This is a genomic window from Pseudomonas sp. NBRC 111131 (assembly GCF_001320525.1).
Classification (GTDB): domain Bacteria; phylum Pseudomonadota; class Gammaproteobacteria; order Pseudomonadales; family Pseudomonadaceae; genus Aquipseudomonas; species Aquipseudomonas ceruminis.
In genome coordinates this window covers 170,250-192,962 of the sequence record NZ_BCBH01000009.1, presented here as the reverse complement: position 1 = coordinate 192,962, position 22,713 = coordinate 170,250, and the positions used below count along the sequence as shown (strand labels likewise).

Annotated in this window: 20 protein-coding genes, 2 tRNA genes and 2 pseudogenes; 11 read left to right on the top strand and 13 right to left on the bottom strand. The window is 62.8% G+C overall.

What is annotated here, in order from left to right; genetic code table 11:
- Window positions 1–3: 3 nt before the first annotated feature.
- From APH34_RS11605 to APH34_RS11595, 3 genes are all read left to right on the top strand, one after another.
- A tRNA-Gly gene (locus APH34_RS11605) sits at window positions 4–79 on the top strand.
- Window positions 80–165: 86 nt separating this feature from the next.
- Window positions 166–241 (top strand) — tRNA-Gly (locus APH34_RS11600).
- A 226-nt stretch (window positions 242–467) separates the two neighbouring features.
- A complete protein-coding gene (locus APH34_RS11595) occupies window positions 468–2,411 on the top strand; it encodes an integrase arm-type DNA-binding domain-containing protein (protein ID WP_012614046.1) in 1,944 nt (647 codons plus the stop codon).
- A gap of 66 nt (window positions 2,412–2,477) precedes the next feature.
- Here APH34_RS11595 and APH34_RS11590 read toward each other — a convergent pair whose 3' ends face one another.
- Window positions 2,478–3,119, bottom strand: coding sequence for a LysR substrate-binding domain-containing protein (locus APH34_RS11590; RefSeq protein WP_012614047.1), 642 nt, complete (start codon window positions 3,117–3,119; stop codon window positions 2,478–2,480).
- Window positions 3,120–3,223: 104 nt separating this feature from the next.
- Between APH34_RS11590 and APH34_RS11585 the strand changes: the two genes are divergently transcribed.
- Entirely contained in the window at window positions 3,224–3,517 is a 294-nt protein-coding gene (locus APH34_RS11585) for a helix-turn-helix domain-containing protein (protein WP_024082527.1), read from the top strand.
- A gap of 26 nt (window positions 3,518–3,543) precedes the next feature.
- Here APH34_RS11585 and APH34_RS11580 read toward each other — a convergent pair whose 3' ends face one another.
- Both APH34_RS11580 and APH34_RS11575 read right to left on the bottom strand, forming a co-directional pair.
- Window positions 3,544–4,437 carry a LysR family transcriptional regulator gene (locus APH34_RS11580; protein WP_012614048.1) on the bottom strand — a complete coding sequence of 298 codons (894 nt, stop codon included), beginning with the start codon at window positions 4,435–4,437 and terminating at the stop codon, window positions 3,544–3,546.
- 320 nt (window positions 4,438–4,757) lie between these two features.
- A pseudogene (locus APH34_RS11575) lies at window positions 4,758–5,327 on the bottom strand (4-hydroxyphenylpyruvate dioxygenase family protein); the annotation flags it as partial.
- 25 nt (window positions 5,328–5,352) lie between these two features.
- On the opposite strand from APH34_RS11575, the gene APH34_RS11570 reads away from it, so the two are divergent.
- Together APH34_RS11570 and APH34_RS11565 are read left to right on the top strand one after the other, a co-directional pair.
- A complete protein-coding gene (locus APH34_RS11570) occupies window positions 5,353–5,571 on the top strand; it encodes an Lrp/AsnC ligand binding domain-containing protein (RefSeq protein ID WP_017511446.1) in 219 nt (72 codons plus the stop codon).
- Window positions 5,572–5,671: 100 nt separating this feature from the next.
- Window positions 5,672–5,866 (top strand): heavy-metal-associated domain-containing protein, encoded by a 195-nt coding sequence (locus APH34_RS11565; protein WP_012614049.1) that lies wholly within the window; start codon window positions 5,672–5,674, stop codon window positions 5,864–5,866.
- Between the two features lie 74 nt (window positions 5,867–5,940).
- Here the strand turns inward: APH34_RS11565 and APH34_RS30330 are convergent.
- The 4 genes and pseudogenes from APH34_RS30330 to APH34_RS11545 form a co-directional block, all read right to left on the bottom strand.
- Window positions 5,941–6,677, bottom strand: a pseudogene (locus APH34_RS30330) (MauE/DoxX family redox-associated membrane protein).
- Between the two features lie 223 nt (window positions 6,678–6,900).
- Complete coding sequence (gene fdx, locus APH34_RS11555; protein WP_012614051.1) at window positions 6,901–7,239, bottom strand: ISC system 2Fe-2S type ferredoxin; 339 nt, start codon at window positions 7,237–7,239, stop codon at window positions 6,901–6,903.
- Between the two features lie 15 nt (window positions 7,240–7,254).
- Window positions 7,255–7,734 carry a Cu(I)-responsive transcriptional regulator gene (gene cueR / locus APH34_RS11550; RefSeq protein WP_012614052.1) on the bottom strand — a complete coding sequence of 160 codons (480 nt, stop codon included), beginning with the start codon at window positions 7,732–7,734 and terminating at the stop codon, window positions 7,255–7,257.
- Between the two features lie 15 nt (window positions 7,735–7,749).
- Entirely contained in the window at window positions 7,750–10,245 is a 2,496-nt protein-coding gene (locus APH34_RS11545) for a heavy metal translocating P-type ATPase (protein WP_017511447.1), read from the bottom strand.
- Between the two features lie 235 nt (window positions 10,246–10,480).
- Between APH34_RS11545 and APH34_RS11540 the strand changes: the two genes are divergently transcribed.
- On the top strand, window positions 10,481–10,837 hold the full coding sequence (locus APH34_RS11540) for a metalloregulator ArsR/SmtB family transcription factor (protein WP_015912826.1): 357 nt from the start codon (window positions 10,481–10,483) through the stop codon (window positions 10,835–10,837).
- Window positions 10,838–10,946: 109 nt separating this feature from the next.
- On the opposite strand, the gene lpdA is transcribed toward APH34_RS11540, so the two are convergent.
- The 6 genes from lpdA to APH34_RS11510 all read right to left on the bottom strand — a co-directional run bounded on the left by lpdA (window position 10,947) and on the right by APH34_RS11510 (window position 19,001).
- Window positions 10,947–12,374, bottom strand: a complete 1,428-nt coding sequence (gene lpdA / locus APH34_RS11535; protein WP_015912827.1) for a dihydrolipoyl dehydrogenase — start codon at window positions 12,372–12,374, stop codon at window positions 10,947–10,949.
- A 105-nt stretch (window positions 12,375–12,479) separates the two neighbouring features.
- Complete coding sequence (locus APH34_RS11530; protein WP_015912828.1) at window positions 12,480–12,878, bottom strand: hypothetical protein; 399 nt, start codon at window positions 12,876–12,878, stop codon at window positions 12,480–12,482.
- Between the two features lie 53 nt (window positions 12,879–12,931).
- Window positions 12,932–16,078, bottom strand: a complete 3,147-nt coding sequence (locus tag APH34_RS11525) for an efflux RND transporter permease subunit (protein WP_012614056.1) — start codon at window positions 16,076–16,078, stop codon at window positions 12,932–12,934.
- A gap of 13 nt (window positions 16,079–16,091) precedes the next feature.
- Window positions 16,092–17,207, bottom strand: a complete 1,116-nt coding sequence (locus APH34_RS11520) for an efflux RND transporter periplasmic adaptor subunit (RefSeq protein ID WP_003821159.1) — start codon at window positions 17,205–17,207, stop codon at window positions 16,092–16,094.
- Complete coding sequence (locus APH34_RS11515; RefSeq protein ID WP_015912829.1) at window positions 17,204–17,755, bottom strand: hypothetical protein; 552 nt, start codon at window positions 17,753–17,755, stop codon at window positions 17,204–17,206. Before APH34_RS11515 ends, APH34_RS11520 begins: the two co-directional genes overlap by 4 nt.
- 34 nt (window positions 17,756–17,789) lie before the next feature.
- Entirely contained in the window at window positions 17,790–19,001 is a 1,212-nt protein-coding gene (locus APH34_RS11510) for a TolC family protein (RefSeq protein WP_223656232.1), read from the bottom strand.
- A 399-nt stretch (window positions 19,002–19,400) separates the two neighbouring features.
- Between APH34_RS11510 and APH34_RS11505 the strand changes: the two genes are divergently transcribed.
- The 4 genes from APH34_RS11505 (at window position 19,401) to APH34_RS11490 (ending at window position 22,555) form a co-directional block, all read left to right on the top strand.
- Window positions 19,401–19,658: a metal-sensing transcriptional repressor gene (locus tag APH34_RS11505; protein ID WP_003821156.1), complete on the top strand. Its 258-nt coding sequence runs from the start codon at window positions 19,401–19,403 to the stop codon at window positions 19,656–19,658.
- Window positions 19,659–19,667: 9 nt separating this feature from the next.
- Window positions 19,668–20,978: an MFS transporter gene (locus tag APH34_RS11500; protein ID WP_003821155.1), complete on the top strand. Its 1,311-nt coding sequence runs from the start codon at window positions 19,668–19,670 to the stop codon at window positions 20,976–20,978.
- Between the two features lie 133 nt (window positions 20,979–21,111).
- Window positions 21,112–22,134, top strand: a complete 1,023-nt coding sequence (locus APH34_RS11495) for a cation diffusion facilitator family transporter (protein WP_003821153.1) — start codon at window positions 21,112–21,114, stop codon at window positions 22,132–22,134.
- 43 nt (window positions 22,135–22,177) lie between these two features.
- A complete protein-coding gene (locus APH34_RS11490; RefSeq protein ID WP_003821152.1) occupies window positions 22,178–22,555 on the top strand; it encodes a helix-turn-helix transcriptional regulator in 378 nt (125 codons plus the stop codon).
- Window positions 22,556–22,713: the final 158 nt, after the last annotated feature.

Below are 22,713 nucleotides of genomic sequence, written 5' to 3'. Positions count from 1 at the left end.
TTTGCGGGAATAGCTCAGTTGGTAGAGCACGACCTTGCCAAGGTCGGGGTCGCGAGTTCGAGTCTCGTTTCCCGCTCCAGTTTAAATACTGTGGCGTCTATGCGGTGCAGTGGTGGTGAAGGTCTTAGTGGCGCTTCACGCCGATAGCGGTAAAGGCTTCAAAATGCGGGAATAGCTCAGTTGGTAGAGCACGACCTTGCCAAGGTCGGGGTCGCGAGTTCGAGTCTCGTTTCCCGCTCCAGATAGTGATCTACAGACTTCTACTGACGTCTGTAAGTCGTTGAAAAGAGGGGCTTTGGCCCCTTTTTTCATTCCAGCGAGCGCCACGGAAATCCACCCACAGCTACCGTTTTTGAGTGACCAATTGAGGCACAAGAATACGGTTGGGACGGCTACCGGATAGTTGCTGGGGCTGAGCGGGAACCATGACGAGCATTAGGCCTAAGTCATAACTTAGGAGCCTCGAAATGGCACTCTCTGATCTGACAGTCCGGCAGGCAAGAACCACCGGCAAGCGCTACACCCTCTCCGATAACGACTGCCTGGGCCTGATGGTCTCTGCCGCAGGCGGCAAGTCGTGGATCTTCCGATACTACTGGCTGGGCAAGCAAAAGCGCATGTCCCTGGGTGGCTATCCCGCCCTCAGTCTGCGCGAGGCCCGCGCCGAGCGGGACAAGGCTCAGGTTCTGCTCGCCAAGGGCATTGATCCCCAAATCGAACGCGACCAGCGCCGGCACGCGGCCAAGCTGGCGGGCGAATACACCTTCAAGAACGTCTTCGATGCTTGGGTCGAGCATCGCCGCAAGGAACTCAAGGAAGGCCGTCAGAGCACGCTTTCGCAGATCCTGCGCATCTTCAACAAGGACGTGCTGCCTACCCTGGGGAAGATGTCGATCTACGACATTCGACGGCCCCAGCTCGTGGGCGTCGTGGCGGCGATCGAGAAACGCAAGGCGTTCACCACCGCCGAGAAGGTCCGCACCTGGTTCAACCAGATGTTCCGCTATGCCCTGGTCATCGCCGAAGGGCTGGAAGTCAATCCGGCCGCGGACCTGGACGTGGTGGCCGAGCCCAAGCCCCCGGTGGCCCACAACCCCTATCTGCACCTGCCCGAGCTGCCCGAGTTCCTTCAGAAGCTCCGGCGCTACAACCCCCGGGGCTGGCAGACCCAGCTTGGCGTCCGGCTGCTGTTCCTGACGGGGGTGCGCACGGGCGAGTTGCGCCTGGCCGAGCCTGAGCAATTCGACCTCGACCGCGGCTTGTGGATCATCCCGCCGCAGGTCGTCAAGCAACTCCAGGACGAAATGCGCAAGGCCGGCAAGCGGCCGCAGGACGTGCCGCCCTACATCGTGCCCCTGTCCCTGCAGGCCATCGAGATCGTGCGCTATCTCCTGGGCGTGATGCGTCCAGCGCAGAAGTACCTGCTGTCGCATCGCAGCGAACTCAAGAAGCGCATCAGCGAGAACACCCTCAACAAGGCCGTGCAGCTCATGGGCTACGAGGGGCGCCTGACCGGCCACGGCATCCGCGGCACCATCTCGACCGCGCTCAACGAGATCGGATACCCGAAGATTTGGGTGGACGCTCAGCTTTCGCACTCCGACCCCAACAAGGTGAGTTCGGCCTACAACCACGCCAAGTACGTGGAGCCTCGGCGTCGCATGATGCAGGACTGGGCAGACCGTCTTGACCTGCTCGAACAGGGTGAAGTCGAAGCCGCGAGCGCGCATCTGACCATCCGTATCGACGGGGTGCCGGCAATGGCGGAAGTGGAGGAAGTGGTGGGCGCGGTCTCCACGACTGCTGAGCCTGTTGTCCCCGGCGTGCCGCCCGTGGTGGCCACGCCTATCGTCGTGACCCCCAACAGCGGCGGAATCATGTTCCAGCGGCTGTCGCAGGTGCCGCCGCCTCCGGTGCATGCCCCGGAGCCGGAAGTCTCCGCGATCCAGCGCGAGCGCGAGGAAATGCTGGCCATCTACGAGTCGCCGAACAATCTGCCGGTCCCGCTGTTCGGCAAGCTGGCCGGGAAGTCCAAGGACCAGATCAACCGCGAGCTGAAGGCGGGCAAGCTGCTGTCGATCAGCCTGGGCAACCGGGGGCAGCGGGTTCCCGACTGGCAACTGGTGCCGCTCAAGCACAAGCTGGCCCAAGTGCTCATGAACCAATGCCCGCACGCCGATTCGTGGGACCTGTACCGCATGCTGACCCAGCCTCACCCCGACCTGGGTGATCGTGCGGCCATTGATGCGGTCACGCCAACGAACGTGCCCGCAATCATCCGGGTTCTCATGGGCGACTACCAGCACCATGCGGATGTGCCCGAGGCCGTTGCCCCGCGGCCCATCCCCGAGGACGTGCGGCAGAGCGTCCGCCGACTGGTGGACAGCGCAGCGGTGCTTGAAGGGGTCTAGTCCGGTCTAGTCCCATGCTGCAACCTATGGCCGGGATGAGACGGCTCCGGCCTATAGGAGTGCCTGCTACAGGGCGCCTGCCTCGGCGATCTGCAGCGCCCTGCGCTCGAAACGCTTGGCAGCAGAATCTGCTTGCGCGTGGGGCCGTTGGAGGTACGTCACGATCTCATAGGGGCCATCGGCGAGCGGTCGCATGCTTACCCCCCATTGATGGGCACGCTCGATGCGCGATTGCGCGCATACGCCGATGCCGTAGCCGGCTGAAACCCACAGCGCCATCATCTCGAATGAAGTTGCAGGCAGGATGTTCTCTTGGTCCACTGGCATCAGGGAGGCCAACCTCTCGTCCAGCAAGGGACAAGCCTCCGCCTGCCAGCGATAGATTGGATAGTCCTGAAGATCGGAGATGGTGAGCTTCGCCTGATCAACCAAACGGAACCGCGGTGGTATCGCGACGGCCATGCTTTCGCACCACAGCCTCCGGCTACTCGTCAGGTGATCCCCCGCACTGCTAAGAGATAGCCCCGCGTCGTAGCGGCCCTCATGCAGGCCCGTTACCAGCTCTTGATCCGAAACTTCACGCACGGCGATCGCGACACCCGGCTCGTGCGCTCGCTGCAGTGCAAGCAGCGCCGACAGCCGTGAAGACGGCACACCTGGCGCTATGGCGAGTGTGAAATTCGGGGACGGTCTGATGGCGTTGTGCATGGATGCCCCCAAGAGGCAACGGGATCGAAAAGAGCAGCCGACATCATACTCAAGAGATATCTTTAACGTGGTTAAAGATCAGTGATTCCATGACGCTTCTGCGAATGCAGAAGCGCACTATTCGGCCTGGACGGCCCGCCGGAGTAACCACCTATGAGTCCGCACCGGCGTTGGCGTTCGGGCAAGCGGTGCGAGCCGCTCGCCTGGCTCAGGGGATTGCTCAGGATGAGTTCGCGGGCTTGGCGGGGATCGCGCGCTCGCACATGGGCAAGATTGAGCGCGGCGAGCACATGCCGACACTCGCTCTCATTCTAAAAATTTCCCTGGCTCTCAAGATCAGCTCGGCCGAACTGATGACGGCCACGGAGCGCAACCTCTACCTTCAGGGCGATGCGTGACGCCGGATGTGGCGCAGGCGTCGTAGCTAATCGCTCTTTGGCGAACGCAAACGCTCGATGAAGCGCTCTACGGGTGCGGATAGTCCGCTACCGCCTTCGGGCCGAAGCAGGTAGGTGATGATGACGGCCGAATCGAGCGCCAACGGCCGGATCACCACGTCGGGACGTTGACACGCCGCGATTCGGGTCGCCGTTGCGAAGCCGATGCCGTAACCAGCTCCGACCAATGTGAGCATCATGTCCAGCGACGAGACATGCTCAACGATGGTGGACTCGCGCTCCAGGGGATGTAGCAGCCGGGTCAATTCGCGGCAGTAGCCCTCGCAAAGCTGCGGATCGCACATCACCAGCGGGTAACTCACGAGTTCACGTAGCGACACTTCCTTGTGGGCCAGCAACGGGTGCCGGATCGGCACGGTCACCACCAGCGGGTCCTGCCAGATGGGCTCCGTCACCAGTCCGTCGCCGACGTCCGCGGTGTGTGCGAAACCGATCGCGAAGTCGCCGGATCGCAGTCCCCGCAACTGTTCCGCCAGGGTGACCTCGGAGAGCCGTATTTCGATCTCCGGCTCCTCCTGGCGGCACAGGGCAAGAAGTGCAGACAGCCGCGGGTCGATGGCGCCATCGGAGATGGCGATGCGCACGCTGCCTCTTAGGCCTGCGGCGATCGCCCTGACGTTTTCTCGTGCCTGCTCCAGGTTGGTGAACAGCCTGCGAATGTCCTGAAGGAAGGTGGTGCCCGCTGGCGTCAACCGCGTTCCCCGCCGATCGCGGTCAAAGAGCAGCACCCCCAGTTCGTCTTCCAATTCCTTGATCGTGCGGGACAGCGGCGGCTGCTCGATGTGCAAGCGCTCCGCAGCACGGGTGAAATGCAGCTCTTCGGCGAGAGCCACGAAGCAGCGCAAATGACGAAGTTCCATGGGCACGTCCTTCAGCAATCCTGGTCATTGGGTTGGCCACGGCGCATTGCTGCCGAAGTGCGCTTAGAGGGGGCGACGTAGTGCTGGGTCCCTCTTCAGGGCGAGGAAAAAGGCCATCGCTGTATCTGAATAAAAATACATATGTTCATGTATTAACTCAAGTCAAGGGCGGTAGCAACTGTTTCGGAACGTGACGCCGAAGCCAACCCGCTCAATGCTTGAGCGGCTAAGGCAGTACTGACGCCAAAGTAGCGCGAGCCCACAGAGGGGCTCGCGAGATGTAGGACTGAAGGCGCTCTGCCTTCATGGAAAGGCCCAAATCAGGCCGGGTTGATTTCCAACGAGCCACGGTTGATCTGGTCGCGTTCCATCGACTCGAACAAGGCACCGAAGTTTCCTTCGCCGAAGCCCTCGCGGTAGTTGCCCTTGCGCTCGATGAACTCGAAGAACACCGGGCCAAGCAGCGGCTCGGAGAATATCTGCAGCAGCAGGCGGGGCTGGCCGCCTTCGGTCGTGCCGTCGAGCAGAATGCCGCGCGCCTGCAACTCGGGTACGGGCTGGCCATGGCCGGGCAGGCGCTTTTCCAAGTTTGCGTAATAGATGTCGTTGGGGGCGGTCAGCAGCGGGATACCGGCCATCTGCACGCGGTCGAGCGCATCGAGTAGGTTGTCGCACAGCAGGGCGATGTGCTGGATGCCCTCGCCGCTGAACTGCATCAAGAATTCCTCAATCTGGCCGCCGCCCTGGCGTGCTTCCTCGTTCAGCGGGATGCGGATCAGGCCGTCCGGCGCGCTCATCGCCTTGGAGGCTAGGCCGGTGTACTCGCCGTTGATGTCGAAGTAGCGGATCTCTTGGAAGTTGAAGAACTTCGTGTAGAAGTCGGCCCAGTACTCCGACTCGCACAAGCGCAATCCCATGGACGTGTTCCGCGCGTCTGTCCAGAACTGGCCAGAGGTTGTGGAGTGCCATGCGCTGACCGGCGACATGGACTATCTGCTGCGGGTGGTCGTCATGGACATGGCTCACTACTCCCGCTTCGTGCTCGACACGCTGCTCAAGCACCCCAGCGTGCAGGACTGCAAGACCAGCTTCGTGCTGGATCGCGTAAAGAGCACCACGGCCTTGCCCCTATGAGCATTCGGCCGGTTGGTGTGGCGGGGATGCAAATAGCGATTGACCTTCCAACGGTGGCAAGGAGCACACTTCAAACACCCCAACCCGAAAGGAGTTTTCCATGCAATTCCATCTCGAAGACATGACCTGCGGCGGCTGCGCCCGCACTGTGACGAAAACGATCCAAATGATCGACCCCAACGCCAAGATCGTCACGGACCCGCCGACCCGCCGTGTCGAGGTCCAGACCTCGGCCTCGCAAGAGCAGATCGCCGCGGCCCTGAGCGAAGCTGGCTTCCCGCCGCGCGCGCAGTAACACCGCATCGTGGCCGGCATGCACACAGGACGGCCGATGCGAGCACGTGCGCTGCGCCGTACCTGGCGCGGCGCTCAGTGCATCCCAAGGTAGGCCGACCTTGGCCACAGGGCCATCGCCACCATCATCAGGTTCTCGGTCAGGGACACGAAGCCCAGCGGCACGTTGCTGTCCCCGCCCACGCAGGCGCACTTGAGTTCCCGGCGATCGACATAGACCGCCTTGAAAACCGACACGGCCCCGACGGTCCCGATGAACAGCGCCAACGGAATCGACACCCACATCCCCACGCCCGCGACCATCTGGACGCCTGCGATGGCCTCCGCGAACGGGTAGAAATAGGCATACCGAACCCAGCGCTTGGCCAGCAGGTCGTCGCGAAGCCGTCCACGTCCTTGAGCTTCTGCAGCGCCAGGAGGCACATGGCAAAGGCCACGAACCACTCTGCCGCCTGAATGCTCTAGACTTGGCCGAAGGCCGCCCAGCTCGCCGCCAGCGCCATTGCGGCCGCCGTGGCGAACAGCGCGATCACAGGGGTCTAGGTCACGGCGTTCTTGTCCTTCACGGACATGCCGAAGAATTTGCGTAGGTCGTCGTAGCCGCCCACGCGCCGCCCGTTTATGAAGACCTGGGGCGTGGTCTCGATGCCATGCTCCTTCTTGAACGCATCCGTCTGCTCGCGGCTTGCCAAGTGTTTGTCCTCGACCTCGTAGCCCTTGCGGTTGAGCAGATCGAGCGACTTCAGCCCGTAGGGGCAGGTATGGCCGGGCATGACCATTCGGTAGAGCGTGGCTAGCTTGGGCGCAGACATGCAGGACTTCTCCTGTGGGACTTTCCATGGGCCGGCCGTCACGGATTTAAGGACGTTGATGACCTTTCCAGCCTAACCGACGACCGTGCAAAGGGAGTGTAGACACCTGGCTCGCGGGTTGGTCTGGCCCACGGGTTGGTTATCTGGCGGCAATGCCGTCAGTCCTCCATCTGCCAGAGCAACCCTGCCGCAGGCCGGTGCGCCTGAGGCAGCACGCAGGCTCCTAGTGGTTCTCCTTGGCATGGTTGATCGTGTACTTGGGGATCTCGACGGTCAGGTCTTCGGTCGCAACGATGGCCTGGCAGCTCAGCCGCGACTGCGCCTCCAGTCCCCAGGCCCGGTCGAGCAGATCGTCCTCGCATTCCTCGACTTCGTTTAGAGAATCGAACCCCTTGCGCACGATGCAGTGACAGGTCGTGCAGGCACAGCTCATGTCGCAGGCATGCTCGATCTCGATGCCGTTGTCCAGCAGGGCCTCGCAGATCGAAGTGCCTGCTGGCACGTTCAGTTCGGCTCCCTCAGGCGCCAGTTCAGGATGGGGCAAGACGGTGATTTTGGGCATATCTCTCCTGGCTGCTCAGTGCGCACACGGCTTTTTTCCTGCTGCGTTGGCTCGCGCGCGGCGCGGCACTGCGCCAGTGCGCGCTTCGGGCTTGTTGTCACTGATATCGGGCTGCTCCAGCGTGTGCAGGATCGGGCAGTCGGGCCGTTCGTCGCCGGCGCAACACCGGATCAGCGCCTTGAGCGTCGCGGCCATCTCCAGCATGCTCTCGATGCGCCGGTCCAACTCGTCGATGTGTTGCTGGGCCAGACGCTTTACATCAGCACTCTGGCGCGACTTGTCATTCCACAGTCCCAGCAAGTCCGTGATCTCGGCCACCGAGAAGCCGAGGTCGCGCGAACGCCGGATGAAATGCAACCGGTGAACGTCGTCCTGGGTATAGGCGCGGTAGCCCGAATCGGTGCGGTCAGCCGGAGGGATCAGACCGATTTGCTCGTAGTAGCGGATCATTTTGGCCGAGACCTTCGAGGCCTTGGATGCTTCACCGATGTTCATGGTGTTCCTCCTTTCTCAATGAGCGGTATCCGCCGCCAGCGGCGGCTGGAAGCGGCGCAGGCGCAGCGCGTTGCCGAGCACGAACACGCTGGACAGCGCCATCGCGCCAGCCGCGAAGATCGGCGACAACAGCACACCGTATGCGGGGTACAGGACGCCAGCGGCCACCGGGATCAGGGCCGTGTTGTAGCCAAACGCCCAGAACAGGTTCTGGCGGATGTTGCCGATGGTCGCCTTGGACAGCGCGATGGCGTTGGGCACGCCCTGCAGGTTGCCCGACATCAGCACTACGTCGGCCGACTCCACCGCCACGTCGGTGCCGGTGCCGATGGCCAGGCCCACGTCGGCCTCGGCCAGCGCCGGGGCGTCGTTGATGCCGTCGCCCACGTAGGCGATCTGGCCGTGGCTGGCTTTCAGCCGGCGCACGGCTTCGACCTTGCCCTCGGGCAGCACTTCGGCCACCACCTCGTCGATGCCCAGTTGCTTGGCGATGGCCTGCGCGGTACGCGCGTTGTCGCCGGTGATCATCGCCACCTTCAGGCCGAGCTGGTGCAACGCGGCAATGGCCGCGGGCGTGCTGGACTTGATCGGATCGGCCACCGCGATGATGGCGGCCAGCCGGCCGTCGATCGCGGCGTACAGCGGTGACTTGCCCTCGTTGCCCAGGCGCTCGGCCGTGCGAGCGAAGCTGCCCACGTCCAACCCCAGCTCACGCATGAAGCGATCGGCACCGACCTCGACACGCGCGCCGTCCACGGTGGCGCGCACGCCCATGCCCGTGACCGAATCGAAGTCTGTCATCGTCGGCAGCGCGATGCCACCTTCCACGGCCGACTCGACGATGGCGCGTGCGATCGGATGCTCCGAGCGCGATTCGACAGCGGCGACCTTCGCCAGCACCTGGTTGCGGTCAAAGCCGTCGGCAATCTCCAGGTCGGTCAGGACCGGGCGGCCCTCGGTCAGCGTGCCGGTCTTGTCCACGGCCACCACCTTGGCGTCCTTGAGCAGTTGCAGGGCTTCACCCTTGCGGAACAGCACGCCCATCTCGGCGCCCCGGCCCGTGCCGACCATGATGGAGGTCGGCGTCGCCAAACCCATGGCGCAAGGGCAGGCAATGATCAGCACCGCCACGGCATTGACCAGCGCGAAGGACAGCGCGGGCGACGGGCCGAACACCAGCCAGACCAGGAAGGTCAGCACCGCGGCCAGCATGACGGCGGGCACGAACCACAGCGTCACCTTGTCCACCACGGCCTGGATCGGCAGCTTGGAACCTTGCGCCTGCTCGACCATGCGGATGATCTGCGCCAGCATGGTCTGACCGCCCACGGCGGTGGCACGCAGCGTCAGCGCACCCTTCTGGTTGACGGTGCCGCCGACCACGGTGCTGCCTTCCGCCTTTTCGACGGGAATCGGCTCGCCGGTGATCATCGACTCGTCCACGAAGCTGCGGCCCTCGGTCACTTCACCATCGACCGGCACGCGCTCGCCGGGGCGCACTTCCACGATGTCGCCCTGCGCCACGTCGTTGATCGGGATGTCCACGATGCGGCCGTCGCGCAGCACGTGCGCCTCCTTGGCCTGCAGGCCGATCAGGCGCTTGATGGCCTCGGAGGTGCGGCCCTTGGCCCGTGCCTCAAGAAAGCGGCCCAGCAGGATCAGCGCCACGATGACGGCTGCCGCCTCGTAGTACACGTTCACCGTGCCGGCCGGCAGCAGACTGGGCGCGAACGTGGCGACCATCGAATAACCGAAGGCCGCGGCCGTGCCGACCGCGACCAGCGAGTTCATGTCGGGACCCAGGCGGAACAGCGCCGGGAAGCCCTTCTCATAGAAGCGCCAGCCCGGAATGGCGAGCACCAGCAGGGTCAGCACGAACTGCAGATACCAGCTCTGCTGGATGCCAATGGTGGAAGCCACCCACTCGTGCATGCCGGGAATCATGTGCGAGCCCATTTCGAGCACGAACACAGGCAGCGCCAGCACGGCGGCCAGGGTCAGGTCGCGCTTGAGTTCGGCGCGCTCGGCGTCCTTTTTCTCGGCAGCTTCCTCGTCGGCCTGCATGCCTGTATCGACCGGGCTGGCCTCGTAGCCGACCTTATCGACAGCAGCAATCAGATCCTGCACGGATGCTACGCCACGCACGGTAGCGCGCTCGGTCGCCAGATTGACCACAGCCTCAGTGACGCCCGGCACCGCCTTGAGCGCCTTCTCGACGCGGCCCACGCACGAAGCGCAGGTCATGCCTCCGATCGCCAGCTCGATGGTGCCCTGAGGCACGTCGTACCCTACCTTCTCGATCGCCTGGATCAGCGCCATGCGATCGACAGGACGGTTCAGGCGAATGTCCGCTCGCTCGGTGGCGAGATTGACAGACACGCTTGCCACGCCCTCGACCTTGGCAAGGGCGGCCTCGACTCGGCCGACACAGCTTGCGCAGGTCATGCCCTCGATGGGCAGGCTGATTGCCGCTGCTTGGGCGCCAGCACTACTCGTTGTTGCCATGCTCATGGTGTGCTTCCCATAGTTGAAATTCGACATGGAGGGAGCTTAGGGTTTACCATCGTGGGAAGGTCAAGCGCTTTTTCGGATGCTGTCAGGTTTCAGAAATGACCCGGTGCACGGGGAACGGAGGCCTTGCCTGCCAGGCTCGCACTGGTTCTTTGCTGCGCGCGCCTAAGCGGCCGCTGCCTTGTTAATTCTGAAGGGCGAAAACAGCCATTCGAGGTTAGGAAATATTTTAAAAATGAATACAAGTAAGCCATTCAGTACCCCACCGAAGGGTCCCAGCGCCGATTTGGAATCGCTGTCACAGAATGACGTGACCATCTTGGCTGAGACATTCCGCCTCCTGGGTGACCCGTCCCGGCTGAGAATCATGCTGTGCTGCATGAAAGGCTCTTCCTCGGTCGGGGACATCGCTGAAACCCTCGAACTCTCGCAGTCGCTGGTGAGCCACCACCTGCGGCTGCTGCGCGGTGCTCGCCTGGTCAAGGGCGTGCGCCAAGCCAAACAGATCTTCTATGAGGTGGCGGACAAGCACGTGAACCAGGTGCTGCTGGATATGGCCACCCACATCGCGGAAGACCACAACGACGAGTAACTGTTGGGCATAGCATGCCGTTGCGGCGTGGCCTACGTTCCATGGCGATATGCGCCCCACCGCCCGCAGCTGCGTTCGGTGAGGTGGTTTGGATGCCGCTTCCGATCAATCAGAAGTTGAGCGCGCGCTTGTCCACGGCCAGCGAGGCCTCTTTGAACGTCTCGGAGAGGGTCGGATGGGCAAAGCAGATGCGGGCGATGTCTTCGCTGCTGGCCTTGAACGCCATGGCGATCACGGCCTCGGCCACCAGTTCACTGGCCTGCGGGCCGACCACATGCACGCCGAGTATCTCATCAGTGGCAGGATCGGCGATCACCTTGACGAGGCCCGGCGTGTCGCCCAGCGCACGCGCGCGGCCATTGGCCATGAACGGGAAGGAACCGATTCGATAGGCGGTGCCCTGCTCTTTGAGCTGCTGCTCGGTGCGGCCTACCCAGGCAATCTCTGGGCTGGTGTAGATGACGTTGGGGATCGTATTGAAATCGACGTGACCGTGCTGGCCGGCAATGCGCTCGGCCACTGCGACACCTTCCTCTTCCGCCTTGTGCGCCAACATCGGGCCACGCACCACGTCACCGATGGCCCAGATGCCGGGCACACTGGTGCGGCATTCATCGTCCACCAGCACGGCGCCGCGCTCATCCAGTTGGAGTCCCACGGCGGCCGGATTCAGGCCTTCGGTGTTGGGCACACGGCCGATAGCCACGATCACTTTGTCTGCCTGCAAGGACTGCGTCTGGCCCTGGCTGTCGGTGTAGTGAATAGTCACGCCAGCCTCGGTTGCATTGACTTCGCGAACCTTCGCACCTAGTTCGATCTTCAGGCCTTGCTTGTCGAACGCCTTCTTCGCCTCCTTGGCGATGGCTTGGTCGACGATTGGCAGGAAGCTGGGCAAGCCTTCGAGGATCGTGACATCCGCCCCCAGGCGGCGCCAAACGGAGCCCAGCTCCAGGCCGATCACGCCGGCACCGATGACGGCCAACCGATCGGGCACGGCCGCGATGTCCAGCGCGCCGTCGTTGGAGAGCACGACCCGCTCATCGAACGGTAGGTTGGGGAGTGGCCGCACGTTGGAGCCTGTGGCAACGATGATCTGCTTGCCCACCAAGGTAACAGCCTCATCGGCGGCGACGCTCACCTCGAAGCCACCATCGACAGTCCTGGTGAAAGACGCCAGGCCGTTGAAAAACTGGACCTTGTTTTTGCGGAACAGATAAAGGATGCCTTCGTTGCTGGACTTCACGACCTGATTCTTACGTTCCAACATCGTGGTCACATCCATGCGCAGATCACCCGTGGAGATGCCGTGCGTGCCAAAGTGGTGCTTGGCTTGTTCAAAGTTCTCTGACGACTGCAGTAGCGCTTTCGAAGGGATACAACCGATGTTGTTGCAGGTGCCGCCAGGTGCTGGCTTTCCGTCCTTGTTCTTCCAGGCATCTACACAAGCGACCTTCATGCCTAATTGGGCAGCGCGAATGGCCGCGATGTATCCGCCTGGGCCGGCACCGATAACAATGACGTCGAAATGCATTTCCATGATTTACATCTCCAAAGTTTTTGAGGAAATAGTGAGCGCCTATGTCGCGCCTTTTGTCAGGTGGTCGCCAGATTACAGCTCGTTCCCTGACGATCACGTTGAACACTACGGCAGAACGAACCGGGCGCTCGCGGTATTGCCCCCACGTTCGACTTGGACGACGGCCTTCGTGCCCTTGGCTGCGGCGAAGGTCCCGCTGCCTTCGAGGCGGCTTCCGTCCGCGGCAGGCGTGAGTTGCACCTCCTGCTTTTGTGAGCCGGTCAACAGTGTGAGCTTGGCTTTGGTGTTGCTTACATTGACCTGCTTGCCGTGGTCGCGCAGGTAGAGTTGCGCTGCTGCGGGCTGAACGACCAACTCGTAGTCCACGTCCCGGACTTCGGTCACGACGCCACCATGCAGCGGCTTGTGGTCATGCGCGTGGTCATGGTCGCCTGCGGCGAAGGCGGTGACGGATGCCAGGGCGAGGGCGGTGCCGGCCGTGAGGGAACGAAATCGAACAGACATGAAAGCTCCTATAGGGTTACGGTGGTTGAAATCGGGTGACAGAAGGCGTTGCATCAGAATGCCTCCGCGTCGCGGTCGTCCAGCAGGCGTTCGGCAGGCTTGCGGCCGAACAGCCAGAACATGGCGGGTGTAAGGAAGGTGTCTAGCAGCGTGGAGCTGACCAGCCCCGAGAAGATCACCACCGCGACGGGGTGCAGGATCTCAGTACCGGGTCGGGACGCCTCGAACAGCAGCGGGGCCAGCGCGAAGGCCGTGACCAGCGCGGTCATCAGAACCGGGGAAAGCCGTTCGAGCGAGCCACGCACGATCATCTTCTGGTCGAAGTCCTCGCCCTCCATGCGCATGAGGTTGAGGTAGTGGCTCACCTTCAGGATGCCGTTGCGCACAGAAATACCCGCGAGCGTGATGAAGCCGACCAGGGCGGCCACGGACAACGGCTGGCCAGACAGCCACAGCCCCAACACGGCGCCGACCAGGGCCAATGGAATGTTCACCATGATGAGCGCTGATAGGACGACCGACTTGTAGCGCGTGTACAACACCACGAACATGAGCGTCAGGGAGACGATGGACAGCAGGCCCACCAGTCGCGAGGCTTCCTCTTGTGCCTGGAACTGGCCGCCCAGCGTGATGAAGTAGCCTTCGGGCAAGCGCACTTCTTGGACGACGCTGCGTATGTCGGCCACTACTTCGGACAGCGGCCGTCCCTGAGCGTTGGCCGACAAAACTATGCGTCGACGGCCATCGTCGCGGCTGACCTGGTTGGGGCCGTCGCTGTCTTCGATGGTGGCAAGGCGCGACAACGGGACCCGACCCATGGGCGTGTCGATGAGGATGCGGCTCAAGCCCTCAATCGACCGCGCCTGCTCGGGCAGGCGAACCACCAGCGCGAAGCGGCGGTTGCCCTCGATGACCTCGGTGATCTTTTCGCCTTCGACCAGGCTTTGCAGCGTGGACAGAATTTGCGGTGCGGCCACGCCGTAGCGTCCCGCCGCCGCATAATCCACGCGGATTTTGATCTGCGGCGCTAGGACCTGCTTTTCGATCTCCAGGTCAGCAAGCCCCGGAATTCCGGCCAGCTTGGCGCGCAGCAGATCCGCCTGCCCGCGCAGGACGTCCAGGTCCTCGCCGAACACCTTGATGGCGATCTGCGAGCGCACCCCCGACAACATGTGGTCGATGCGGTGCGAGATCGGCTGGCCAATGCCGATGGAGCCGGGCAAGTGAGCCAGACGCGAACGGATGTCGGCGGTGATCTCCTCCATGGAGCGCTTTAGCTCCGAGGCGGGCAGCAGGCCCACGTCCAGCTCGCTGACATGCACGCCTTCGGCATGCTCGTCCAGCTCGGCCCGTCCGCTGCGCCGGCCCACGTGCTGCACCTCTGGCACCTGCGCGACCAGCAGCTCGGCTTGCTGGGCAAGCGCCGAAGATTCGGCCAGCGTCACACCGGGATTCAGGCGCAGGCCCACCAGCAACGTTCCTTCATTGAACGGGGGCAGGAACGTGGTCGGGAAGAATGGCACCGCGGCGACAGCCAGTGTGACAGCCACAGCGGCCATGCCAAGGGCGGCACGCGGCCGCTGCAAGACCCGCTGCAGGCCGCCCTGATAGCGCGTCTTCAACCAGGCTAGAAGCCGAGTGTCGCCATGGTCCAGCGTCCTCATCTTGGGCAGCAGGTAGTACGAAAGCACCGGAGTGACCGTCACAGAGACCAGCAGCGAGGCCAGCGTGGAGACGATGAAGGCGATGCCCAGCGGCACGAACAAGCGCCCCTCCATCCCCGGCAGCGCGAACAGGGGCAGGAACACCAGCACAATGATCATCGTGGCGTAGAGAATCGCCGAGCGAACCTCCATCGAGGCCCTGGCAACGATGACCAGGGGCGTCAGCCGGTTCTCAGGGTGGCGGGTGCGGTCCTCCTTGAGCCGCCGCATGATGTTCTCCACATCGACCACAGCATCGTCCACGAGACCGCCGATGGCGATCGCCAGCCCACCGAGCGTCATGGTGTTGATTGATAGGCCGAAATAGTGGAACACCAGCCCGGTCACGAAGATCGAGGCAGGAATCGCGGTCAACGCGATCACCAGGGGGCGCAAAGTGCCCAGGAAGAAGAACAGGATCACCGCCACGAAGACCGATGCGCCGATGAGCTTGCCTTGCAGCGTGCTGATGGACGCCTCGATGAAGTTGGCTTGTCGGAAGGTCACCTGTGGCTCGGCCATGCCAGCCGGCAGTGAGCCCTTCATGTCCGCCAACGCTGACTCGATCGAGCGGGTCAGTGCAATCGTATCGGCCGTGGGCTGCTTTTGGATGCCCAGGATCACGGCTGGCAGGCCCTCGAAGCCCGCATCGCCGCGCTTGATGGCTGGCGCAAACTGAACATCGGCGACCTGGTGGAGCAGGATGGGTTGGCCCGCACGCACCGCGAGAGGCAGGTTACGCAGGTCGTCGAGTCGGGACGTGCGGCCCAGGTTGCGGATCAGGTACTCGCGGCCATTGATCTCCAGGAAGCCGCCGGAAGTGTTCGCGGAGAAGCCCTTGAGAGCCGCATCCAGATCGGACGCAGTCACGCCCAGCTCTGACATTCGCGTGGTGTTGGGCTGGACCTGGAACTGACGGACCTCGCCTCCGATCGGGATGACTTGGGCAACACCAGGTATGGCCATCAGCCGGGGGCGTAGCACCCAGTCCGCGTACTCGCGAGTGTCCATGGCCGACAGCGGCGGGGCTGCGTTCTTCTGCCCTGAGGGCTTGGCACCGATGGGGATTGCAATCTGCATGATCTCGCCCATCACTGAGCTGATTGGCCCCATAGTGGGCGTCACGCCCGGGGCTAGCCCTTCCTCCATGGACGTCAGGCGTTCGGAGACCATCTGGCGCGCCCGGAAGATGTCGGTCTTCCAGTCAAATGTCACGTAGATGAAGGAAAGCCCGGCGCTGGAGACCGAGCGCACGCTTTCGACGCTGGGCAGGCCGTTCATGGCCGTTTCGAGCGGGAACGTGATGAGTTGCTCGACTTCTTCGGCAGCCATGCCGCCAGCCTCCGTCATGAGAGTGACGGTCGGCTTGTTGAGATCGGGAAAGACATCTACCGGCGTGCGCGTCAGGGTGAACGCGCCATACGCCATCAGCACCAGCGCCCCGATGATGACCAGGAGCCGGTTTCGTAAGCTATTTTCGAGAAGCCACTTGAACATGGAATGGTGCCCCTCAACGAACTTGATTGATCAGGGACGCGCCCTCGACAACCACGCGGTCGCCGTCCGCCAGGCCCGAAGTGACAGCGATGGATGCACCATCCAAAGGAGTGATGTTCACGACACGCGGCTCGAAGCGCTCGGCCTGGTCTTTGACCCAGACGATGTTCTGGTTGGCAGGGTTCTTCATCAGCGCACCGGAAGGCACGCGGTAGCCAGGTACCGTCGTCGCCTCTTGCACGAAGACCACCACCGGCATACCGACCGCCAAGCGCGAGAGGCTTTCGCTGGTGCCCTTGAACAGCATGGGCAGGGCCTGCTCGCGCAGGCTGCTGGCGGCACCGACGAAGCTCAGCGGCACCTTCTGACCGCCTACTGCGAGTGCAGCACCGGCCAGGTTCTGTGCCATTGCCGGATCGTAGGCAAGCGCCTCGATGCGCAGTTGGGTCGGATCGACCACCTCAAACACCAGTTCGCGCGCATCCACGACCTGCCCGGCAACTGCGGGGCTGGATGCGATGACGCCGCTGACTGGGGCCTTCAGTACGTCCCTGCCGGCGAGGCCCCCGCTCAAGGCGCGGGCGCGTTCGGTCAGGCTGTTCACTTCGCTTTCGGCTGCTTCGATCTCCTTGCGGGGCACGGTCTCCGACAGCTCGCGCAGCCGGGCCAAGCGCTTCTGCGCGAGCGCTTGGCCCGCACGCAGCTCGGCAACCTGGGCCATCTGGCCTGAGCGCTCCAGCACACCGCTGGCCGGTTCGATGTAAGCCAGCACCTGGCCCTTGCGCACGGATTGGCCGATCTGCGGCAGACCATCCGGCCCGGGCACCAGCCGGCCCATTACCATTGCCTGGACCTTGCCGCCTGTCGTCGGGTCCATGATTACTTTGCCAGCCAGTTCATGGCTGCGGGCCAAGGGCTCCTGCTTGATCAGCTGGGTGCGTACACCGATCTGACGTTGCGACGGTTTCGGAAGAAACACGCTGCCATCAGGCTGGCGCTGGGGGCCATTGGAAGACGCAGCCGGCGCTTCGTCGCCGTGGTCATGGCCGTCGTGAGCGAACGCGGGAGCAGCCAGAGCCAATGCAGCCGCCATGGCCGTCGTCATTAGGAAACGGAAGTTGCGCTTCATGCTGCACCTCGCAGTGCACCGTTGGTGCGTGTACGTCTGCGCAGCGCCCACGCTAGGACACCGACGCCGAGGACTGCGGCACCGCCACCTAGTACGACCACACGGCCGGATGCGACGGCATGCTCGTGTTCGGCGTCTTCGCTATGAACATCGAGAACGCCCGTCAACAGGTCCGATTGGCCCTGCGCAGTAATAGTGGCCATGATTGAGGTCTCGCCATCGGATAGCGGCTCAGTCAGATCGGCCTCGAACTCTCCAACCCCGTGTGAGCTGACCTTTACCTGTTGACCACCCAGCTCGAGGGTCAGCTCGCCATCGGTCACCGGCCGGTTGTCGGCAGCATGGTCGAGGTAGAGTGTGAGACGCTGGCCGTTCAGCACACCCACCAGTTCGAAGTCATCGGAAACTGCGGCAAAGCGCGGAAGCGCGGCCGCTGCGGGGGCAGGAGCGGCTTCGCCATGGTCATGGCCGTCGCCGGCCCACGTTGCGCTACTGCCAAGCAGGAGGCTGGACAAGGCAGCTGCACGCCAGAAAGAGGATTGCGACATTTCTAAGGTTCCAGGATGGTTGAGCGCGCGCCGATCAGCGCGTGCCGGAGATGTCAGTGAAAGTCTCGGTCGGCTGCGGCAGCGTGCCTTGTGCCTGCAACAGGGACGAGATGGCCGCGGCATGCTCCACCTTGGCGAGCAGCGCCGCGCGCTCGGCCTCGGTGGCCTCCTGCTCGATGCGAAGGCGTGTCGGCATGTCCGTCTCGCCCATCGCGAACGACTTTTGGTAGAAGGTGCGCGTTTGTTGGGCTAGTCGCTGGCGCTCCGAAGCGGCCTGCATCTGGGTGCTGGTTGCCAGTTCGCGCGATTGGGCAGTTCGAATTTCCGAGAGTAGCCGGGTGCGCTGGGCCGCGAGTGCCGACTCAGCCTCCAGTGCCTGCGCATTGGCGCTGGACAATTGCTCGGTATGACGGCTACCCGTACCGAAGGGAATGCGCACACCCACCGTGATCGTCTGGTTGTAGCGTTCGCCGTAGCCGCCCCGATCCCGCGTGGTCGCCAGGGTCAGTTCGGGGTTGGCGTACTTCTGATGGGACACCAGTTCCGCAGAGCGGCGGGCCGCCAGCGCCTTGTGCTGCAGTTCCAGCAGCGCAGGGTGGTTACCCAACAACGCGCCGGACGGCTGTGCCGATGCCGGTTGAACTCGGACACCTGACTGCTCCGGCTGCGCGGAATCGGCCTGCGACGGGATACTCTCGATGCCGGTCAGTGCCAACAACGCCTCGCGCTGCGTGATTTCTTCGGCCTGAGCAATGGCCAGGGCACTACGAGCCGACGCCAAGGCGCCATCGGCCTGGTTTCTGTCGGCTTGCGCCAGGTCGCCCGCGCGAACCCGGCGAGCCACATCTTGCGCCAACTCGTCCGCGCTGCGGGTGCGATCCTGCGCCGCCACCAATTCGGCCTGGGCACGCTGCCATGCCCACCATGCCTGGCGAACCTGTCCGGCCGTGCGTAGCTTGGCGGCCAGCATCCGGCTGGATAGCGCGAGGCTTTCCGCGTCCGCCCAGCGTGCCGACGAGGCGCGCTCACCAGGCATCCAAAGGGGAATAGCCACCCCGACTTCATATTCGCGCTGTCCGTTGCGGTTGTTGAACCGATCAGTTTTGGTGGAGGCTTCCAGCGCCATCGGACCTGCCACCCAACTGCCGGCCGTCTCTTGGCGTGCTTGGGCGGCCTGCTGCCAGGCGCCTTCTCCAGCGGCTTCTGGCTGCCGCTGCCAAGCTGACTCCCACAATTGGGCGACCATGTGGCTGTCTGGTCTGGATGGGACGTGAGGGGCGGCTACTGGCTGGGCTAGCACGGTGCCGGCCCAAAGCGTGGATACCGCCCATATCCATCCCTTGCGTATGTCTTTGCGAAGCATTCAATTCTCCATCGGTGTTGCATCAGTACTTACCCCCGGCTGGGTGTTCTCTTTCCGAGCAAGTGCTTGTCGTTGAAAAGCCACTGTTCACTGGCTTGGATATGAACAATTGTATATCTATTCATATGAATGGGAAAGAAAACCTTACATCCTTTGAGCACCAATCGCCTTAGAGAGGGCGTCGGGCGCAAGACATCGAGAGGCGAGGTGGGGCTAATCCACTGCGCAAACAGCTATGCAGACTCCTTGAGCATATCCCCCGGGGGGGGATATGATTGCTGCATGAAAGAGATGCACAAGCACACCAGCCACCCAGATCTCGTGAAACGGCTCAAGCGCGCCGAGGGTCATCTGCGACACGTCATCGGGATGATCGAAGGAGAAGAAACCTGCCTGGACATCGCTCGCCAGCTCGCTGCGGTGGAGAGCGCCGTCACAGCGGCCAAGCGCGTCCTGATCCATGACCACATCGACCACTGCCTATCTCATGATGAGGACTCCGTTCTAGCCGAAATGAAGGCGCTAACCAGACTGCTCTGAGGTCTCTCGATGCTCTCCGTCCTAAAGAACCGCACCTACCGCCACCTGTTCACCGCGCAGGTGATCGCACTCGTCGGCACAGGCCTGATGACGGTAGCGCTCGGCCTACTTGCCTACGAGCTGGCCGGGGCCGATGCAGGTGCGGTGCTCGGGTCGGCGCTGGCTATCAAGATGCTGGCCTATGTGGGAGTCGCTCCAGTCGCACAGGCCTTCGCCGACCAGTTCCCGCGACGGTCATTGCTCGTAGCGCTGGACCTGGTACGAGCGGTTGTCGCGATCTGTTTGCCCTTTGTCACCGAGGTCTGGCAGATCTATCTGCTGATCTTTGTCCTGCAAGCGGCATCCGCCGGCTTCACGCCGACTTTCCAAGCCACTATCCCGGACATCCTTCCCGATGAAGAGGACTACACGAAGGCGCTGTCGCTGTCCCGGCTGGCCTATGACCTGGAAAGCCTGATTTCCCCGATGCTGGCTGCTGCGCTGCTGACCGTCATCAGCTTTCACAACCTGTTCGCGGGAACAGTGCTCGGTTTCCTCGTTTCAGCCGCGCTCGTGGTCAGCGTGCGGTTGCCCACAACTATTCCCGGACCGCGCCGCGGCATTTGGGATCGCACGACCCGCGGCACACGCATCTATCTCGCTACGCCACGCCTGCGGGGCCTGCTGGCGATCAGCTTGGCCGTCTCGGCGGCGGGCGCCATGGTGATCGTGAACACGGTGGTTCTCGTGAAGGCGCGCTTTGGCCTAGGCGAGGTCGAAGTGGCGTCGGCACTGGCGGCATTCGGAGGCGGTTCGATGGTGGCAGCCTTCGTTCTGCCATCCTTACTGGAAAAGGTGGCCGACCGAACCGCGATGCTCACCGGCGCTACCGTACTGGTCGTGGGCACGGGGATCGGCGCACTGCTGCCGAGCTATGCATTGTTGCTGCCGCTGTGGTTGATCATCGGCTTTGGCTACAGCGTGGCGCAAACGCCATCCGGCCGTCTTCTGCGCCGCTCGGCCCATGCCGAGGACCGTCCTGCGATCTTCGCGGCACACTTCGCGCTGTCGCACGCCTGTTGGCTCATCTGCTACCCACTTGCCGGCCGCTTCGGCGCGGTCATGGGCTTGCCATCGACCTTCATTGTCATGTCCCTGGTCGGCTTGGCCGGCGTGGCGCTGACGCTCTGGCTGTGGCCGGCCAGCGACCCTTCTGACGTGGCGCATGACCACCCCAGCTTGCCGCCGGATCACCCTCATTTACGCACACACGCAGACCAAGGCAGGCACCATCACCAGCTGATTCTGGATGACCTGCACCGTATCTGGCCGAAAGGATAGGCACATTTTCTCGTTGCGGCATCACAACGCATGGCTTCGGAGGCTGAGAAGGGTGAGCGAAAATATATCACATGAACACATATTCATGTGTTATATTTCGCCATAGTCAAACACTCAACCAGCAGAGGCGCCCATGTCCCAATCCAATGCACATGACCATGGTCACGACCATGATCACGACCACACCCCCACAGTGACGAGCGCCAACGAGCGCAAGGTTCTGGTTTCCTTCTTCCTGATCTTCGGCTTCATGCTCGTGGAAGCTGTCGGCGGCGTGCTGTCGGGCTCGCTAGCCCTACTTGCCGATGCTGGCCACATGCTGACCGACGCCGTGGCACTTGCCCTGGCTTACGCTGCCTTCCGATTCGGTCGCCGCGCAGCCGACAGCAAACGCACATTCGGTTACCTGCGCTTCGAGGTCATCGCCGGCTTCCTGAACGCCGTGACCCTGTTCGCGATCGTCGCATGGATCGCCTACGAGGCGTGGGAGCGGCTGCAGGCGCCGCCCGTCATCCTCGCCGGCCCGATGATGATCGTCGCCGTGCTCGGCTTACTGATCAACGTCCTCGTGCTGTGGATCATGACCCGCGGCGAAACCGATCACGTCAATGTGAAAGGTGCCATCCTCCACGTGATGGGTGACCTGCTCGGCTCTGTCGGCGCCATCGTTGCAGCGATCGTCATCTACTTCACCGGCTGGACTCCGATCGACCCCATCCTGTCGGTTCTAGTAGCGGCGTTGATTCTGCGCAGCGCCTGGAAGCTCCTGGCCAAGTCGATCCATATCCTGTTGGAGGGTGCGCCAGAGGACGCTTCGCCGGAAAAGGTGGAACAAGGCCTGATGAGCACTGTGCCCGGCCTGGCGGCTGTCAGCCATGTTCACGTGTGGCAACTCACTTCCGGTCGCACGATGGCCACGCTACACGTTCGACCCAACGTGGACGAGGAGGCGCGAGCTGTGGTCAAGCGCGTCGAGGCGGTGCTGCGAGAGCAGTTCAGCATCGAACACGCCACAGTCGGAATCGACTGGAACTCGGAGGCTGACGAGAACATCTGCAGCCTGCAACCCACGACAGGCCGTCAGGACCACAGCGGCCACGACCACAGTGAGCACAATCATGACCATGACCACTCCGCTCCCGGTCACAAGCATTGAGGCCGTGCTAGACGGTTCGCAGTTCACTTGAGGGTTTGAATCCATGACATCCCGCAAAACCACCAGCGCCGCTATTGTGCAATGTTCGACCTCTAACCACGGCACGACCACTGATGTCCTCGCACTATCGCAAAGTGACGTCGCTGTTCTGGCAGAGACCTTCCGCCTGCTGGGCGACCAATCGCGATTGAAAATCCTGTTGCAGTGCATGCGCGGATCGGTCGCAGTGGGCGACATTGCTGGCTCGCTAGACCTGTCGCAGTCCTTGGTCAGCCATCACCTGCGCCTGTTGCGCGGCGCGCGCCTCGTGCGCGGCGAGCGCCAAGCCAAGCACATCTTCTACGGCATTGCCGACCAGCACGTCAGCCAGGTACTCCAGGACATGGCGGTTCACATTTCGGAGGACAGACACGACGATTGACTGAACATGTGAGTGCGCGCCGGCCTACGCCTTCAAGGGGTAGGCTTTTTTTGGCTATTAATCTAGAGAGACACCGGCGCGCCTTGCTGAATGCCTAGAAGACCCCAAGCAAAAAGCACTCTAAAAATAAACACTTGAACATATCTTCATGTGTGTTA

Bases quoted from the DNA above. Each gene is read 5' to 3' on its own strand.
- APH34_RS11595 (WP_012614046.1), top strand. From the start codon at position 468: ATGGCACTCTCTGATCTGACAGTCCGGCAGGCAAGAACCACCGGCAAG.
- APH34_RS11590 (WP_012614047.1), bottom strand. From the start codon at position 3,119: ATGCACAACGCCATCAGACCGTCCCCGAATTTCACACTCGCCATAGCG.
- APH34_RS11585 (WP_024082527.1), top strand. From the start codon at position 3,224: ATGCAGAAGCGCACTATTCGGCCTGGACGGCCCGCCGGAGTAACCACC.
- APH34_RS11580 (WP_012614048.1), bottom strand. From the start codon at position 4,437: ATGGAACTTCGTCATTTGCGCTGCTTCGTGGCTCTCGCCGAAGAGCTG.
- APH34_RS11570 (WP_017511446.1), top strand. From the start codon at position 5,353: ATGGACGTGTTCCGCGCGTCTGTCCAGAACTGGCCAGAGGTTGTGGAG.
- APH34_RS11565 (WP_012614049.1), top strand. From the start codon at position 5,672: ATGCAATTCCATCTCGAAGACATGACCTGCGGCGGCTGCGCCCGCACT.
- fdx (WP_012614051.1), bottom strand. From the start codon at position 7,239: ATGCCCAAAATCACCGTCTTGCCCCATCCTGAACTGGCGCCTGAGGGA.
- cueR (WP_012614052.1), bottom strand. From the start codon at position 7,734: ATGAACATCGGTGAAGCATCCAAGGCCTCGAAGGTCTCGGCCAAAATG.
- APH34_RS11545 (WP_017511447.1), bottom strand. From the start codon at position 10,245: ATGAGCATGGCAACAACGAGTAGTGCTGGCGCCCAAGCAGCGGCAATC.
- APH34_RS11540 (WP_015912826.1), top strand. From the start codon at position 10,481: ATGAATACAAGTAAGCCATTCAGTACCCCACCGAAGGGTCCCAGCGCC.
- lpdA (WP_015912827.1), bottom strand. From the start codon at position 12,374: ATGGAAATGCATTTCGACGTCATTGTTATCGGTGCCGGCCCAGGCGGA.
- APH34_RS11530 (WP_015912828.1), bottom strand. From the start codon at position 12,878: ATGTCTGTTCGATTTCGTTCCCTCACGGCCGGCACCGCCCTCGCCCTG.
- APH34_RS11525 (WP_012614056.1), bottom strand. From the start codon at position 16,078: ATGTTCAAGTGGCTTCTCGAAAATAGCTTACGAAACCGGCTCCTGGTC.
- APH34_RS11520 (WP_003821159.1), bottom strand. From the start codon at position 17,207: ATGAAGCGCAACTTCCGTTTCCTAATGACGACGGCCATGGCGGCTGCA.
- APH34_RS11515 (WP_015912829.1), bottom strand. From the start codon at position 17,755: ATGTCGCAATCCTCTTTCTGGCGTGCAGCTGCCTTGTCCAGCCTCCTG.
- APH34_RS11510 (WP_223656232.1), bottom strand. From the start codon at position 19,001: ATGGTCGCCCAATTGTGGGAGTCAGCTTGGCAGCGGCAGCCAGAAGCC.
- APH34_RS11505 (WP_003821156.1), top strand. From the start codon at position 19,401: ATGAAAGAGATGCACAAGCACACCAGCCACCCAGATCTCGTGAAACGG.
- APH34_RS11500 (WP_003821155.1), top strand. From the start codon at position 19,668: ATGCTCTCCGTCCTAAAGAACCGCACCTACCGCCACCTGTTCACCGCG.
- APH34_RS11495 (WP_003821153.1), top strand. From the start codon at position 21,112: ATGTCCCAATCCAATGCACATGACCATGGTCACGACCATGATCACGAC.
- APH34_RS11490 (WP_003821152.1), top strand. From the start codon at position 22,178: ATGACATCCCGCAAAACCACCAGCGCCGCTATTGTGCAATGTTCGACC.